General features: G+C 60.9%; 13 protein-coding genes, 1 tRNA gene and 1 pseudogene. 8 read left to right on the top strand and 7 right to left on the bottom strand.

Features of this window, described 5'->3' with window-relative positions; translation table 11 throughout:
• Positions 1 to 94: 94 nt before the first annotated feature.
• Together ppsA and SYN60AY4M2_RS04445 are read left to right on the top strand one after the other, a co-directional pair.
• Positions 95 to 2,554 (top strand): phosphoenolpyruvate synthase, encoded by a 2,460-nt coding sequence (gene ppsA, locus SYN60AY4M2_RS04450; protein ID WP_206336812.1) that lies wholly within the window; start codon positions 95 to 97, stop codon positions 2,552 to 2,554.
• A gap of 69 nt (positions 2,555 to 2,623) precedes the next feature.
• On the top strand, positions 2,624 to 3,883 hold the full coding sequence (locus tag SYN60AY4M2_RS04445) for a dihydrolipoamide acetyltransferase family protein (RefSeq protein WP_099812373.1): 1,260 nt from the start codon (positions 2,624 to 2,626) through the stop codon (positions 3,881 to 3,883).
• 4 nt (positions 3,884 to 3,887) lie between these two features.
• Here SYN60AY4M2_RS04445 and SYN60AY4M2_RS04440 read toward each other — a convergent pair whose 3' ends face one another.
• Entirely contained in the window at positions 3,888 to 4,241 is a 354-nt protein-coding gene (locus tag SYN60AY4M2_RS04440; protein ID WP_099812372.1) for a rhodanese-like domain-containing protein, read from the bottom strand.
• A gap of 399 nt (positions 4,242 to 4,640) precedes the next feature.
• Here SYN60AY4M2_RS04440 and SYN60AY4M2_RS04435 point away from each other — a divergent pair, with 399 nt between their 5' ends.
• Positions 4,641 to 6,068 (top strand): right-handed parallel beta-helix repeat-containing protein, encoded by a 1,428-nt coding sequence (locus SYN60AY4M2_RS04435; RefSeq protein WP_276307357.1) that lies wholly within the window; start codon positions 4,641 to 4,643, stop codon positions 6,066 to 6,068.
• Positions 6,069 to 6,521: 453 nt separating this feature from the next.
• Here SYN60AY4M2_RS04435 and ndhI read toward each other — a convergent pair whose 3' ends face one another.
• From ndhI to SYN60AY4M2_RS04415, 4 genes are all read right to left on the bottom strand, one after another.
• Positions 6,522 to 7,145, bottom strand: coding sequence for an NAD(P)H-quinone oxidoreductase subunit I (gene ndhI, locus SYN60AY4M2_RS04430; RefSeq protein ID WP_099812371.1), 624 nt, complete (start codon positions 7,143 to 7,145; stop codon positions 6,522 to 6,524).
• A gap of 39 nt (positions 7,146 to 7,184) precedes the next feature.
• On the bottom strand, positions 7,185 to 8,306 hold the full coding sequence (nuoH, locus tag SYN60AY4M2_RS04425; RefSeq protein WP_099812370.1) for an NADH-quinone oxidoreductase subunit NuoH: 1,122 nt from the start codon (positions 8,304 to 8,306) through the stop codon (positions 7,185 to 7,187).
• A 64-nt stretch (positions 8,307 to 8,370) separates the two neighbouring features.
• A complete protein-coding gene (locus tag SYN60AY4M2_RS04420; protein ID WP_011429640.1) occupies positions 8,371 to 8,574 on the bottom strand; it encodes a hypothetical protein in 204 nt (67 codons plus the stop codon).
• A gap of 30 nt (positions 8,575 to 8,604) precedes the next feature.
• A complete protein-coding gene (locus tag SYN60AY4M2_RS04415) occupies positions 8,605 to 9,789 on the bottom strand; it encodes an NAD(P)H-quinone oxidoreductase subunit H (RefSeq protein WP_011429641.1) in 1,185 nt (394 codons plus the stop codon).
• 167 nt (positions 9,790 to 9,956) lie between these two features.
• On the opposite strand from SYN60AY4M2_RS04415, the gene SYN60AY4M2_RS04410 reads away from it, so the two are divergent.
• Complete coding sequence (locus tag SYN60AY4M2_RS04410) at positions 9,957 to 10,274, top strand: DUF3288 family protein (RefSeq protein WP_011429642.1); 318 nt, start codon at positions 9,957 to 9,959, stop codon at positions 10,272 to 10,274.
• Positions 10,275 to 10,365: 91 nt separating this feature from the next.
• Here the strand turns inward: SYN60AY4M2_RS04410 and SYN60AY4M2_RS04405 are convergent, their stop codons facing one another.
• Positions 10,366 to 10,923: a carboxymuconolactone decarboxylase family protein gene (locus SYN60AY4M2_RS04405; RefSeq protein ID WP_011429643.1), complete on the bottom strand. Its 558-nt coding sequence runs from the start codon at positions 10,921 to 10,923 to the stop codon at positions 10,366 to 10,368.
• Positions 10,924 to 10,996: 73 nt separating this feature from the next.
• Complete coding sequence (locus tag SYN60AY4M2_RS04400) at positions 10,997 to 11,248, bottom strand: hypothetical protein (protein WP_011429644.1); 252 nt, start codon at positions 11,246 to 11,248, stop codon at positions 10,997 to 10,999.
• A 71-nt stretch (positions 11,249 to 11,319) separates the two neighbouring features.
• On the opposite strand from SYN60AY4M2_RS04400, the pseudogene ureG reads away from it, so the two are divergent.
• The 4 genes and pseudogenes from ureG (at position 11,320) to SYN60AY4M2_RS04380 (ending at position 14,453) form a co-directional block, all read left to right on the top strand.
• Positions 11,320 to 11,972, top strand: a pseudogene (ureG, locus tag SYN60AY4M2_RS04395) (urease accessory protein UreG).
• A complete protein-coding gene (locus tag SYN60AY4M2_RS04390) occupies positions 11,969 to 12,772 on the top strand; it encodes an urease accessory protein UreD (protein ID WP_099812369.1) in 804 nt (267 codons plus the stop codon). The pseudogene ureG and the gene SYN60AY4M2_RS04390 overlap by 4 nt, the downstream one beginning before the upstream one ends.
• 37 nt (positions 12,773 to 12,809) lie before the next feature.
• Complete coding sequence (locus tag SYN60AY4M2_RS04385; RefSeq protein WP_099812368.1) at positions 12,810 to 14,324, top strand: hypothetical protein; 1,515 nt, start codon at positions 12,810 to 12,812, stop codon at positions 14,322 to 14,324.
• Between the two features lie 49 nt (positions 14,325 to 14,373).
• Positions 14,374 to 14,453, top strand: a tRNA-Leu gene (locus tag SYN60AY4M2_RS04380).
• Positions 14,454 to 14,649 lie beyond the last annotated feature (196 nt).

Here is a 14,649-nt window from a genome sequence, read left to right as displayed (position 1 = left end):
AGGCCAGATTCTGGCTGGGGGATGGTTTTTGGCTGCACGTAAGTATTACAGCCGTGGTTCACATTTGAGTCTGATGGGCATAAGGAGACAGAGCATGTCGGATGGAGCAACGCTGGGATCCCAACTTCAACAGCCCTCTCAACGCCAGCTTGGCTCAGAGCCGCCCTTGGTTGTGCCCCTCACCGAAGTGGGGCTGCGGGACGTGGCCCAGGTGGGCGGGAAAAACGCCTCCTTGGGAGAAATGCTGCAGCAGCTAGCCCCCAAAGGGATCCGCGTGCCCCTGGGGTTTGCCACCACCGCCCATGCCTATCGCCAGTTCATCGCCGCTGCCGGCCTCGAGGAGAAGCTGCGGGAGATCTTCAAAGACCTCGATATCGAGGATGTGCGGAACCTGCGCGAGCGGGGCAAGGCCGCCCGCACCTTGATTTTGCAGACGCCTTTCCCCCCAGAGCTGGAGCAGGCCATTGCCAAGGCCTACCAGGAGCTGTGCGAGCGCTACGGCCCCGATACCGATGTGGCGGTGCGCTCCAGCGCCACCGCCGAAGACCTGCCGGATGCCAGCTTTGCCGGCCAGCAGGAGACCTACCTCAACGTGCACGGGATCAAGGCGGTGCTGCAGGCCTGCCACCGCTGCTTTGCCAGCCTGTTTACCGACCGGGCCATCTCCTACCGCCAGATCAAGGGCTTCGACCACTTCCAGGTGGCCCTCTCGGTGGGGGTACAGAAGATGGTGCGCTCGGACTTGGCCTGTTCGGGGGTGATGTTCTCCATCGACCCAGAAACGGGCTTTAAAGACGCGGTGCTGATCACCGCCGCCTACGGGCTGGGGGAAAACGTGGTGCAAGGGATCGTCAACCCCGACGAATACGTGGTCTTCAAGCCCACCCTCCAGCAGGGGCGGCGGCCCATCCTCTCCCGCAAGCTGGGCAGTAAGGCCCTGAAGCTGGTCTACGACGAGGAGGGATCCCGTTCCACCAAAAACGTACCCGTCCCCGAGAGCCTGCGCCGGCAATATGCCCTCAAGGACGACGAGATCCTAGAGCTGGCTCGCTGGGCCTGCCTCATCGAAGAGCACTACTCGGCGCTGCGGGGCCGCTTCACCCCCATGGACATCGAGTGGGCCAAAGACGGGATCAGCGGCGAGCTGTTCATCGTCCAGGCCCGCCCTGAGACGGTGCAATCCCAAAAGGCCGCCAACCGCCTCAAGACCTATCGCTTTACCCAGCCGCAGGCCCGCCCAGAACCCCTGGTGCGGGGACGGGCGGTGGGAGAGGCCATTGGCCAGGGCACGGCCCGCGTCATTTTGGATGTGCGCCGCTCGGATCAGTTCCAAGCCGGCGAGGTGCTGGTGACCGAAAAAACGGATCCCGACTGGGAGCCGATCATGAAAAAGGCCAGCGCCATCGTCACCAACCAGGGGGGCAGAACCTGCCATGCGGCCATCATTGCCCGCGAGCTGGGGATCCCGGCCATTGTTGGCTGCGGCAGCGCCACGCAAGTACTCCGCTCCGGCGATCCCATCACCATCTCCTGCGCCGAGGGGGAAGAAGGGCGCGTCTATCCTGGCTTGCTGTCCTATGAAGTTACAGAGATCCCCCTCGAGGAGCTGCCCCGCCCCCGCACCCAACTGATGATGAACGTGGGCAACCCGGAAAAAGCCCTTGGCCTCAGCGAGATCCCTTGCGATGGCGTGGGTCTGGCACGGCTGGAGTTCATCATCGCCAACCACATCCAGGTCCATCCCTTGGCTTTGCTCCACTACGAGCAGGCCGTCAAGGAGGAGCCGCGCCTGGCGGAGCTCACCGCCCAGTACCCTGACAAGCCGGAGTACTTTGTGGACAAGCTGGCCCAGGGGGTGGCCACCATCGCCGCCGCCTTCTACCCCAAGCCGGTGATCGTGCGGCTGTCGGACTTCAAGAGCAACGAATACGCCCACCTGCTGGGCGGAGCCCGCTACGAGCCCCACGAGGAAAACCCCATGATTGGCTGGCGGGGGGCCTCCCGCTACACGGATCCCCGCTATCGCGACGGCTTTGCCCTTGAGTGCCGGGCCATGAAACGGGTGCGGGACGAGATGGGCCTGGCCAACGTCATCTTGATGATCCCCTTCTGCCGCACCCCCGAAGAGGGACACAGGGTGCTGGAGGAGATGGCCCGCCACGGCCTGGTGCGGGGGGAAAACGGCCTGCAGGTGTACGTCATGTGCGAGCTGCCCAGCAACGTCATCCTGGCCGACGAGTTCTGCCAGATCTTCGACGGCTTCTCCATCGGCTCCAACGACCTCACCCAGCTTACCCTGGGGTTGGACCGCGACTCCGCCCTGGTGGCCCATCTTTTTGACGAGCGCCACGAGGCCGTTAAGCGGCTGATCGCCCAGGTAATCCAGACGGTGAAAAGCCACGGGCGCAAGATCGGCATCTGTGGACAAGCCCCCAGCGACTACCCCGACTTTGCCCGCTTCCTGGTGCAGCAGGGGATCGACTCCATCAGCCTCAACCCCGATTCCCTGCTGAAAACCCTGTTGGTGGTGGCCGAGGCAGAAGCTGGCCGATAGGCCCAGGGGGCGGCGCCGGGATCCCGTCTGCTGGGTTACAATCTTCTCTGCTGTGTTGCCATCCCCGCCATGATCCACGAACTCTCCATGCCGGCCCTCAGCTCCACCATGGAAACGGGCAAGATCGTCGCCTGGCTGAAAAACCCCGGCGACCGGGTGGAGAAAGGGGAAAACATCCTGGTGGTGGAGTCGGACAAGGCGGACATGGACGTGGAGTCCTTCCACAGCGGCATTCTGGCCAGCATCCTCATCCCAGCAGGGGAATCGGCGCCGGTGGGCGCCCCCATCGCCCTCATTGCCGAAACCGAAGCGGAGGTGGCCGAGGCCCAAGAGCGAGCCAAGGCCCTCTCTAAGGGTGCTCTACCGGCAACTGCACCTACTGCAGTCCCCACCCCCACAGTTCAACAGCCAACCCCTGTCCCTGCGGCGATCCCCACCCCCACCCTTCCAACTGGCTCCAACGGGGCCGGATCCCAGCGGATCCTGGCTTCCCCACGGGCGAAAAAATTGGCAGAAAGCCTGGGGATCGACCTGCGCACGGTGCGCGGCTCCGGCCCTGGTGGGCGCATCGTGGCCGAAGATGTGGAGCGGGCTGCAGCTCAGGCCGCCTCTACGCAAGCGGCAGCTCCCCCCCCTGTCTCTGCGGCTGCCCCGTTGGGAGAAGTGGTTCCCTTGAGCACGTTGCAGGCGGCGGTGGTGCGCAACATGAACGCCAGCTTGGGCGTGCCGGTGTTCCACGTCGGCTACACCATCACCACCGACAGCCTGGATCAGCTTTACCAACAGGTGAAGCCCAAAGGGGTAACCCTGACGGCCCTTTTGGTGAAAGCGGTGGCCCTGACCCTAGAAAAGCATCCCCTCCTCAACGCCAGCTACACGGAAAACGGGATCCACTACAAAGCCGAGATCAACATTGCCGTGGCGGTGGCCATGGAAGACGGCGGCCTGATCACCCCTGTGCTCAAGCAGGCCAACCGGACCGATCTCTACGAGATCTCCCGCCGCTGGAAGGATCTGGTGGAGCGGGCGCGGCGCAAGCAACTGCAGCCGGAGGAGTACAACAGCGGCACCTTTACCCTCTCCAACCTGGGCATGTTTGGGGTGGATCGCTTCGACGCCATCCTGCCTCCCAACCAAGGAGCTATTTTGGCCGTCGGCGCTGCTCGCCCCACCGTGGTGGCCACACCAGAAAAAGCCATCGCCATCCGCTCCCAGATGCAGGTCAACCTCACCTGCGACCACCGCGTTATTTACGGCGCCCACGCGGCGGCCTTCTTGCAAGATCTGGCCCAGTTGTTAGAACAAAAGGTGGGATCCCTGACGCTGTAGAAGCTCAATAAGTGGGCAGGCTGGGATCCACCTCAAGAGCCCAGGCGTGGATGCCGCCGCTGATGTTGTAGACCTGGCTGAAGCCGTTGGCCAGCAGCCACTGGCTCACTTGGGCAGAGCGGATGCCGTGGTGGCAGAGGACAAAGGTTGGACAATGGGGATCGAGCTCCCTCAAGATTTGCTCGCGCCACTCTTGGTACTGGCTCAAGGGGTAGTTGCGAAACCCGAGGGCACTGAGATTGGCCAACTCCAACTCGGCCGGTTCCCGCACATCGATGAGTTGCAGAGGGCCAGCCTCGGGATCCCTCAGGCGGGCAGCTAGCTGCTGCGGCGCAACCGAGCGAACGAAAGAGGACATGGCTGACCTGTAACCCTATCTGGACCCGTTCTCAGGATATAGCGGCTCAGCGTCTACCCTGGTCTGCTTGCCATTGTTGCAGGTCGTGGTTGGCCGGCAACCCTTCCTTCAGCAACCCCCTGTCGAGTTACTTGGGGCAGCCCCCCTAGAACTCCAAATTTCTCGAAGAAATTTTAACTGTACTGATTGCGGATCCTCTGCCAAGTTCAATAGGGCAGGGATCCCTTTTGGGAGGCTCTGCTTGAGAGAATTGGATCCCAGGGGTTCATCCGGGCTCTAGGTATCCGCAGTTCTGATAGGCTTGACCGATAGGGACTTGCCAAGGATTTTCCACCGATGAAAGGCCCCCTTTCCACAGACGGCCAAGTATCCCGATCTAGCTGGCGAACCGGTTCCCTCTTGCTGACTCTGTTGGCAGGGATCGCTTTCGGCTGTGGAGGAGGAGGCACGGGCAACTCTCCTCCCCCACCATCGCCAGGTGGTGGGCCCGTCATCCTGCAAGTGGATCCAGCCAAGGGCCCCTTTACCAAGCTGGCCGATGCTGTGGCACAGGCGCAGCGGCTGCAAAATGCCACAGAGGGGCTAGAGGTGCTGATCCAGATTTTGGGGGCGGGCAAGGAGAGGCTAGAGAAGGATCTGGCCTTGGATGGGGGCGACGGCACCAATGGCGGGCGGATTCGGATTACCAGCTCCACAGCTTATGAGATCCTGGCCGGGTTGTTCGACGTGATCGTAGCCAGCCAAACCAGCCTGCAAGGGGTGGAGGTGGTGTTGGAAGGCGGAAGGGTGCAGGTCAACGGTGGCACCTTTCAGCCGAGCAAGGTTACCCTCAACGACCCCCGCTCCAACATCTTGGTCAACGGCAACGCTGCCGTTTTGGAGGGAGCTTTAAACCAATTGGCCCAGATTTTTTGCCAGCAATTTTTGGATCCCTGTGTGCAGGTCTCGGGCAGTGGCCGTATTGCAAGCATCTCAGTCAGTGTCAGCAAGGCAGGAGGCGTAGGTGTAGGCACTGTGCCGGGGAGTAACCCGCTCCTGGAGAACAACGCGATCCTTCTGCAAGCTTTGGGAGCTTTGGCAGTTCGCTACAGCAACAACTCCGGCGGGATCTTCCGCAACAACCAGATCGAAGGGGATCCAGCCACCGCCGCGGCTGGCTTGGCGTTGCAGGCGCGGCAAAGAGACATGGCTGGCACCACCGGGATCCAACTGGATGGAGCGGGATCGGCGCCAGCGATTCAATCCAACCGGATCGGCGTGGGCAGGATAGTCGGCAGTGTCGGCATTCGCATTTTGCAAGGAACCCAGGCTCGCACCATTGTTGGGAATACGTTCCTAGCTCGGGGCGAGGGCGCGGGGGTAGCCATTCAAGTGGCCCCCGGCACGCCAGAGGCAGTAGTCGCTGCCTACTTGGCCGGCAACAGCTTCCAGGGCAACTTTGCTGAGAGGATCGGCGGCGGATCTGCGCCTACCCCGATACCGACAGTTACACCTGCCCCAACCCTGGCTCCTGCCCCGATACCGACAGTTACACCTGCCCCAACCCTGGCTCCTACCCCCACTCCGAGGCCATCGCCAACTCCTCGGGTGCTCGGCACCGGCCCTATTCAGATTACTCTAGCCTGGAACACTATCGATGAGCTTGACTTATATGTCACGGATCCCGGGCAGCAGACGGTGTTTTTTAACAATCGGGTTATCCCTTCTGGAGGACGGCTGGACGTGGATGCCAATGCCGACTGCGTTGCCGTAACGGAAAACCCTGTGGAGAATGTCTTTTGGGCCTCCAGCCCGCCCTCAGGCCTGTACCTTATTGAGGTTTATTGAGGTGAGCTTGTTCCGTCGCTGTTCGCAGGTAACCGCTCCCGTTCCGTTCACCGTAACGGTTCGCAAAAGCGGAAGCGCCGCACAAACCTTCAGCGGATCGGCCACCTCTCCTGGCTTGGCAGGTAGGTTTACCTTTTCCTTTCCCTAAAGTTAGCTAAAGCTGGCATCCATCCATCTTGGACACCCCCATTCAAATTAATTCTTGACTCAGGGATCCAGAAAACTTTTCTCCCACAAGTTCAAACAGCCATAGTAGCCACAAAACACCTTCTTAAAGCAGAGTCTACATCCCCTCTCCCCCTGGGAGAGGGGTCGGGGGTGAGGGACAGCAGTGCCGAGTGTTTGGAAAGTGAAAAAGCTGTAGTCTTACTTGAGACGACAATACCGCTGCCGAACCACCCATATACAAACAGACGGGATCCCTACTCCAGGGATCCCGGTCATCTGTTCAGGCTATTCTACGGCGGCCTTGGCTGATTTCGCTTCCGCCTCTTTGGCTGCTTTCATCTCGGCCAGAATCTCCTCCGGTCGCTTGCCGGCCCGCTGAGATCCGGCAGGCAGCTCGTGGGGATCGATCACCCCCTTGGGCAGATAGGCAAACTCCCGCAGCGGCGTCACCATCGGGTCTTCCGTGACCTTGGAAGGCAAGCGGCCCAGCGCCACCTGGTGGTAGTTCAGCTCGTGGCGGTCGTAGGTGGCCAGTTCATAGTCTTCGGTAACCGAGAGGCAGTTGGTGGGGCAAAACTCCACGCAATTGGCGCAGAAAATGCACACCCCAAAATCGATGCTGTAACTGTAGAGCTCTTTCTTCTTCAGCTCGGTGTTGTAGACCCAGTCCACCACCGGCAGGTCGATGGGGCAAACCCGAACACAGATCTCGCAGGCAATGCACTTATCGAACTCAAAGTGAATGCGTCCCCGAAAGCGCTCAGAGGGGATCAGCTTCTCAAAGGGATACTGGACAGTTACAGGCCGGCGGTTCATATGGTCGAAGACCACTCCCATCCCCTGACCGATGTACTTGGCTGCTTTGAAGGCATCGCTTACGTATTCGCCAACGCGCTTGAGAAAAGTCATGGCCTGTCCTCTCCCTCTCTCGCTTTCTTTACTTTTCATTCAACCCCCGAAAACGCTCGGGAAGGCAAGTTTCAAAGCCGCCGTCAACAGCAAATTCACAAACGAGACGGGCAGCAGAAATTTCCACCCCAAATCCAACAGCTGGTCAATGCGCACCCGCGGCAGGGTCCAGCGCAAGAGGATGGCCAAAAACACAAAGATAAAAGCCTTGACCATCGTCATGAGAATGCCCAACACCGCCGCGCCGATCTGCAAAAAGGGGTTGTCCAACGGGATCCCGAGCCAGGCGGCAATTGTTTCCACCGGCACCACAAACGACCAGCCGCCCAAGTACAACACCGCCGCAATGAGAGAGGCCAGCAGCAAGTTGGCGTAGGATCCCAGGTAAAACAGGGCAAATTTCATGCCGGAGTACTCCGTCTGGTAGCCGGCCACCAGCTCCTCTTCGGCTTCCGGCAAATCAAAGGGGATCCGTTCGGTTTCCGCCAGCGCCGAGATCAGGAAAATGACAAAGCCAATCGGCTGCCGCCACACGTTCCAACTGAGGATCCCCAGCCCACTCTGCTGCTCCACGATCCCCACGGTGTCCAGGCCGTTGCTCATCAGCACCACCGCCAGCACCGACAAGGCCAAGGGCAGTTCGTAGCTAATTGACTGGGCCGCCGCCCGCAGCCCCCCCAGCAGAGAATACTTGTTGTTGGAGCCGTAGCCCGACATCAACAGGCCGATGGGCTGCACGCTGGAGGTGGCGATCAAGAAAAACACCCCGATGGCGATGTTGGAGATCAATAGGTTCTGGCCGAAGGGAACCACCAGATAACACAAAAAGACCGGCAGGAAAACCAGGATCGGCCCCAGCGTGAACAAAACTGGGTCGGCCAAGCTGGGCAGCACATCTTCCTTCGTTAAGAGCTTGATGCCATCGGCAATCGGGATCAGTACCCCGTGGGGCCCAGCCATGTTGGGGCCAATCCGCTGTTGGGCCGCCGCCGAGATCTTGCGCTCTAGCCAGGTCATGACCATCACTCCCAAGGTGGCGGCGATGACCATGAGCAACATGGGCAAAGGTACCCACAAAGCGTGGGCAGCGCCTGGGCTCAGGCCCAAGTTTTGCAGGGCTGTTTCAAAACCAAGCTGTAGGTCAATGCCGGCGGCTGTCATGGGGTTGAGTGGCTCCCTAGAGACGGTGAGTCAAAAAAGGCACTGGAGTCTGTGGATCTAATAACTAGGCTTTGCCGTTGGGATCCGACTGAGGGGGACGGTGGCGGCGGCGCAGCTCCTGCTGAATGATGGCCTGCAGGCGGGCGTCGGATAACTCTTCGGCGCGGCGGCGCCTTTCTTCTTGGTACTTGGCCCATTGCTTGGGACCGATAATCGCGGCAATAGTTACGACAATCAGGAGCGGCAGAAGCAAGATCGCCCAGGCCATCGCCCTTGTCCTCCCTTTCCTACGAGTATCTTAGCGATCCACCTCCCCCATAATGATGTCGATGCTGCCCAAGATGGCGATCATGTCGGCCACCTTCATGCCGCGAATGAGCTGAGGCAACACCTGCAGGTTGACAAAGCCGGGTGGACGGATCTTCCAGCGCCACGGACAGACGTTGTCGTCGCCGACGATGTAAATGCCCAGCTCCCCTTTGGCGCTCTCCACCCGTACGTAGGCCTCTCCTTTGGGGATCTTGAAGTTGGCCGAGGGCTTTTTGCTGATGAACTGGTAGTCGCCCTTGTTCCACTCCGACTTTGGCCCCTCCAGCATGCGCTTGGCTTCCAGATTTTCAAAGGGGCCACCGGGCAGGGCCTTCACCGCCTGCTGCACAATTTTGCAGGACTCGCGCATCTCCTTCATGCGCACTCGATAGCGGGCCAGGCAATCCCCCTCTGGGTAAACCGCCACCTCCCAGTCGAAGTCGTCGTAGCACTCGTAGTGATCCACCTTGCGCAGATCCCAGTTGACGCCGCAGGCCCGCAGCATGGGCCCAGACAGGCCCCAGTTGATGGCATCTTGCTTGGAGATGACCCCTATCCCTTCCAGCCGCCGGCGGAAGATGGGGTTGTCGGTAACCAGCCGCTCGTACTCATCTACCTTGGGCAGGAAGTACTCGCAAAAATCGAGGCATTTTTCCGTCCAGCCGTAGGGCAGATCCACCGCCACGCCCCCGACGCGGAAGTAGTTGTTGTTGATGAGGCGCATGCCGGTGACGGCTTCAAACAAATCCAAGATCCACTCCCGCTCCCGCATGGCGTAGAGGAAGGGGGTTTGGGCGCCCAGGTCGGCCAAGAAGGGGCCAAACCAGAGCAGGTGGTTGGTGATGCGGGTCAGCTCCAACATGATCACCCGCAGGTAGCTGGCCCGCCGGGGCACCGGGATCCCAGCCAGTTTCTCGACGGCGTTGACGGTGATGGCCTCGTTGAACATGCCGGCACCGTAGTCCCAGCGGGAGACGTAGGGCAGGTACTGCACCACGGTGCGGTTTTCGGCAATTTTTTCCATGCCGCGGTGCAGATAGCCAATCACCGGCTCGCAGTCGACGATGTTTTCGCCATCGAGGGTGACCAGCAGGCGCAAGACCCCGTGCATAGAAGGATGGTGCGGCCCAAAGTTGAGCAGCATCCGGTCAGTACGGGTCTCGATCATGGGCATGGGCATGGCCGCCGCCTCCGCAACTGAAGAATGTTTATGGTCTGCAACATTTGCAGTATAGCGGCTTTCCCGCGGTTCCTCGAGCTCTCGGGCCATCAGGGATCCCAATTCTTGCTATTGAGGAGCTCTTGATGACTCAGCTAACGTGAAAAAAAGGAGGGAGAGCAATGGCTGGTTCCCCTACAAACAGCTCCTCTCGACGGGAGCAGCAGCATCCGCAATACGACACCGATCGGGCTCTTCTCAACGAGCTGATGGCCCAAGTGCAGGAGAGCCCCCCCTCGGATTGGGTGCTGGCCGAAGTGGCCCGTCTGCGCATCCGCTACCACGGCTTTCCCGGCGCCTGGGATCTGCAGCGGGATTTGGATCAGATCTTGGAACAGTGGGGCCTGAGCGAAGAGGAGCTGTTTGCCCGCACCCGCCAGATCCACGCCCGCGGCCAGGTCTACGGCCGCAGCTTCAGTACACGGGATGACTGGGCCTAGGCAGCAGCCTTTATGGAAGGGTGTCTATCCTTCTGCCCCCTTTTTTGGCAAAAGAGGGGAGTTCCTCCATCCTTCATCAGAACCTGGGAAACTAGGAAGCCTGGAGCTGCTCGGCAAAGATGGGATCCAGAGGCACATCCAAAGCGGCGATGACCTTGGTCCAGAAGTTCATAAAGCCAATCCAGGCCGAGAGCTCCACCAGATCTTCGTCTGACCAAATGGTTTTGAGGCGGGCAAAGAAGCTGTCGGTCACCACCATGCTGGGCACGGTCATGCGCTCGGCGTACTCGATGGCCAGCTTCTCGGCTTCGGTGTAGAGGGCGCTGGTGCGGGCCTGGGCCACCGCGGCAATTTTGGCCGGGGAGGCGCCGTGTTTTTGCGCCTGCAGGGTGTGGTAGGGCAGGCAGTAGTGGCGGCAGCCGTTGATCTGGGCAATGCGGATGCTGACCAGCTCTTTTAGCTCCTCGGGCAGGTTGGGGTTGTCGGTGTGCAGCGCTCCGTACAGGTTCATCACCGCCCGCATCAGCTGCGGCTTGTGGGCCATTACCTGTAGCGGGTTGAGGGCGGTGCCATAGGTTTTTTCTAGGCTTTCGTAAACCTTCTGCAGTTGCTTGTCGGCTTTTTCCGGAGGAACAGGAGGGATCCGCATGGATGATCTATAAAAAATTGCAGCATTCTCGACTTTAGCGCGTTTGGGGGATATCTCCTCCTGCCCGCCACAACTAATTGCCCAAGGACTGCTCGAGGGCTTCTACCTGCTGTTGGGTAGCTGTAGCCCCTTGGTTGAGGGTTTGCTGGAGCTGTTCCCGCGATTGGTAGATCTGCAGCGGCCCTCCCTGGGGGATCCCTTGCTGGGCGGCTTCTGGGCTGGCCTGCTCTGGACTTGGCTCTGAACTGAGCGGGTTGCGGTAGAGCCGGTTCACCACCAGAAAGCCCACCAGCACTACGGCAGTTGCCACCAAAAGTCGAACCATACCCGGATCCCTTGCAAGCGTCTAGTTCTAGAATGCCCAAAAAGAGTATCAGGTATCAGAGGTCGGGCAAAATGGCGCAGACTGCTCAGCCGGTGCGGGTTGGCATTGGCGGCCCGATGGGATCCGGGAAGACCGCCCTGGTGGAAAAGCTCTGTCTGGCACTGCGGGATCCCTTGTCTTTGGCCGTGGAGACTAATATACCCGCGAAGATGCCGAGTTTTTGGTGCGGGCCAAGGCGCTGGCGGCGGAGCGGATCATCGGCGTGGAGACCGGCGGCTGTCCCCACACGGCCATTCGGGAAGACGCCTCCCTCAACCTCGATGCCATTCAGGAGCTGGAGCGCCGCTTCTGTCCCCTGAATCCCATCTTGGTGGAATCGGGAGGGGATAACTTGGCGGCCACCTTCAGCCCAGAGCTGGTGGATGCCTGCATCTATGTTATTGAATGTTATTGATGTGGCCGAAGGGGACAAGATCCCGCGCAAGGGGGGCCGGGGATCACCCGCTCCGACCTGCTGGTGATCAACAGGATCGACCTGGCGCCCTATGTGGGGGCGGACTTGGGGGTGATGGAACGGGATGCCCGCCGCATGCGGGGAGACAGGCCCTTTGTCTTTACCAACCTGCGCACGGGCGAGGGACTGGATCAGATCCTGAGCTGGCTGAAGCGGGAGGTGCTCTTTTGCCCCATCCAGGCTAACTCCCCCTCTGTAAGCCGCCTGTGACCTTCGGCAAGGCCCTCTTGAAGATCAGCCGCCAAGGCGAACATGCCCGCATTTGGGAGTATTCTCAGGCCCCCCTGCAATGGCTGGGATCCCCCGGTGAGCCGCCCCTCTATTACCTGCGCAACCCCAACGGCGGCCTGCTGGGCGGGGATCGCCACCGCATCGCGATCGAGCTGGGGGCAGGCGCAGGGCTGGCAATTCGCACCCAGGGGGCAACCCGCCTCCACCCCGGCCTGATCCGGCAACAGGCCAAGGTCAAGCTGGCCCCCACCAGCCAACTGATCTGGATCCCTCACCCGACCATTCCCGGCGCAGGAGCAGACTTCCGCCAACAGGTGCAGATCGAGCTGGATCCCAGTGCCCGCCTGGCCTATGCCGAGATCTGGACGGCCGGGCGGCTGGCCATGGGGGAATGCTGGCAGTTTCGGCGCCTTTCCAGCAGCTTGCGGGTTTGGGTCGCTGCCGGGAGCCCATCTGCTAGCCGCCAGAAAAAGCTCTGGCTGCAAGAACACATCGATCTCCGCTTTCCCCACCAGCATGTCTCCACCGCGTCGGTGCTGGGATCCCATCTCTGCTGGGGATCCCTGTATTTGCTGGGGGACTGGCCGGAACCCACTTGGCCGACCGTTCACGTCAGCGGGACAGAATCCCCACACTGGCTGGTCAAGTCTCCGGATCCCGTCTGTCAGGGCTGGATCCTGCGCCAGGTGGGGCCACAGGCAGAGGCCATCTGGCAGCAGTTCGGCCAGGTTGTGCAACAGCTTGCCGCGGCCCAGAGAAGCTCAAGCCAGGGGTGGTAGGCTAGGGCTGGCTTCACCCGACCCGTTGCCCGAGATCATGAACGCGGCCCGACGCATTATCAAACGTTCTGTTCGCAAGGGACGAAGTCGCTGGCTGCTCCTCTACGAAAGAGGAATGGCTCTGCTGGCCCTGGGCAACCTGTGCTGGGTGCTCTTCGACCTCAGCTACGTGCCCTGGCGGGACTTTTGGCTCCAGGGGCGGGTGCAGATCTTCGGCGCCTTTGGCCCTCCCATTCCCCTGCCCATCCTCTCCCAACAGACCAGCCGCTCCCCGGTAACCGACCTGTATGACCCGGTGAAAGGCATTGAGCCCAACCCGGAAACCCAGCGCTACTTGGCCCTGGTGGATGAGCTGCGCCAGGTCACCCTGCGCTTTGGGGTGGAGTCGGAAGCGGCGGCGCCGCTCCTGGCCCGCTTGCGGCAACTGAGCGACGAGATGATCGAGACCAACCCCTTTCAGGCCGCCAACAAAACCGGCCAGTTTGTGCGCATCCTCAACTTGATGCGGGAGCACATCCCCGGAGCCGACTCGGCCAGGGCCGCCTTCGCCCGCTTCTGGACTGCCGAATACTTGGCCAGCGTCGATCCCAAAGACGGGATCGAATTTTTCCAGGCCCGGCTGCGCCCCCTCTTCGAGACCAACTACTCCCGCCCCATCGGCGAGAGCGGCAGCCCCGTGGACTTTTTTCCGCTGCTGGATTTTCCCTTTGTGTTGCTGTTTGGGCTGGAATTTGTCCTGCGCACGGTGGCCATCAGCCGCCGCTACACCGGCGTCAATTGGCTGGATGCCATGCTCTGGCGCTGGTACGATGTGCTGCTGCTGTTGCCCTTTTGGCGCTGGCTGCGGGTGATCCCCGTCACCATCCGGCTGGGACAGGCGCAGTTGCTGGATCTGGAGCGGGTCCGGGCCCAGGTAAGCCAGGGCTTTGTCACCAACTTCGCCGAAGACCTGACCGAGGTCATCGTCGTGCGGGTGATCAACCAAATCCAGGCATCCATCCAGCGGGGATCCCTGCCCCTGCTGCCGGCAGCCGATCCCTCCCGCAGCTACATCGACCTCAACGAGATCAACGAGCTGGAAGCCATTGCCAACCTGGTTTTTCGCACCGTCCTCTACCGCGTCTTGCCCCAGGTTCAGCCGGAGGTGGAGCAATGGCTCCGCTACAACCTGGATGGCCTGCTCAAACAACTCCCCGCCCTGCAAACCCTGGAACGGCTGCCCGGCCTCGGATCCCTGCCCAGCCAACTGACGGAGCGCCTGGCCGGCGAGCTGACCACCACCACCTACAAAGCCTTGACCAACAGCTTCGAGGATCCCGTCGGCTCCAAGCTGGTGGCCCAACTGTTGCGGCGATTTGGCGAAGTCTTGGCAGGTGAACTTACCCAGCAACATGCTCTGGATGAGATCCGCTCCCTGCTGCAAGACTTGCTGGAAGAGATCAAGATCAACTACGTAGAGCGCCTCTCCCAGGAAGATCTGGAGGAGGTGATGGAGCAAACCCGCAAGCTGCGGCAAAAAGCCCAGCAACTCGAGCAAGCCCCCGGCGCGTAGGGGTGGTTGACGAGGTTTCGCCGGTTCAGTAGGATAATGGTTCAAGCCTGGGCGAGTGGCGGAACTGGTAGACGCACCGCACTCAAAATGCGGCGGGAAACCGTGTCGGTTCGAATCCGACCTTGCCCATGGCAAAGCGACTCTAGCCTTGGCGTTTGCTCTTGAGAAGGAGCTGCCTCCATCGACAGGATCCCACTCCGGCAACTGGCTTTTCCGAGCTGCGTAAACTACCCGGCTCCGACCGCCCCCCCTTCCCTCCCAACCCCCCGTATACGGGGGGCAGGGGGATTGAGGGGGGTACAGTGCGGGGCTGCTGCGGCTTCTA

This window comes from Synechococcus sp. 60AY4M2, from assembly GCF_002760375.1.
GTDB lineage: Bacteria > Cyanobacteriota > Cyanobacteriia > Thermostichales > Thermostichaceae > Thermostichus.
The sequence above is the reverse complement of the archived record's forward strand: the minus strand, read 5'-3'. Positions and strand labels throughout refer to the sequence as shown.

Excerpts from the sequence above, each read along its gene's own strand:
- ppsA (WP_206336812.1), top strand. The coding sequence starts at position 95 with ATGTCGGATGGAGCAACGCTGGGATCCCAACTTCAACAGCCCTCTCAA.
- SYN60AY4M2_RS04445 (WP_099812373.1), top strand. The coding sequence starts at position 2,624 with ATGATCCACGAACTCTCCATGCCGGCCCTCAGCTCCACCATGGAAACG.
- SYN60AY4M2_RS04440 (WP_099812372.1), bottom strand. The coding sequence starts at position 4,241 with ATGTCCTCTTTCGTTCGCTCGGTTGCGCCGCAGCAGCTAGCTGCCCGC.
- ndhI (WP_099812371.1), bottom strand. The coding sequence starts at position 7,145 with ATGACTTTTCTCAAGCGCGTTGGCGAATACGTAAGCGATGCCTTCAAA.
- nuoH (WP_099812370.1), bottom strand. The coding sequence starts at position 8,306 with ATGACAGCCGCCGGCATTGACCTACAGCTTGGTTTTGAAACAGCCCTG.
- SYN60AY4M2_RS04420 (WP_011429640.1), bottom strand. The coding sequence starts at position 8,574 with ATGGCCTGGGCGATCTTGCTTCTGCCGCTCCTGATTGTCGTAACTATT.
- SYN60AY4M2_RS04415 (WP_011429641.1), bottom strand. The coding sequence starts at position 9,789 with ATGCCCATGATCGAGACCCGTACTGACCGGATGCTGCTCAACTTTGGG.
- SYN60AY4M2_RS04410 (WP_011429642.1), top strand. The coding sequence starts at position 9,957 with ATGGCTGGTTCCCCTACAAACAGCTCCTCTCGACGGGAGCAGCAGCAT.
- SYN60AY4M2_RS04405 (WP_011429643.1), bottom strand. The coding sequence starts at position 10,923 with ATGCGGATCCCTCCTGTTCCTCCGGAAAAAGCCGACAAGCAACTGCAG.
- SYN60AY4M2_RS04400 (WP_011429644.1), bottom strand. The coding sequence starts at position 11,248 with ATGGTTCGACTTTTGGTGGCAACTGCCGTAGTGCTGGTGGGCTTTCTG.
- SYN60AY4M2_RS04385 (WP_099812368.1), top strand. The coding sequence starts at position 12,810 with ATGAACGCGGCCCGACGCATTATCAAACGTTCTGTTCGCAAGGGACGA.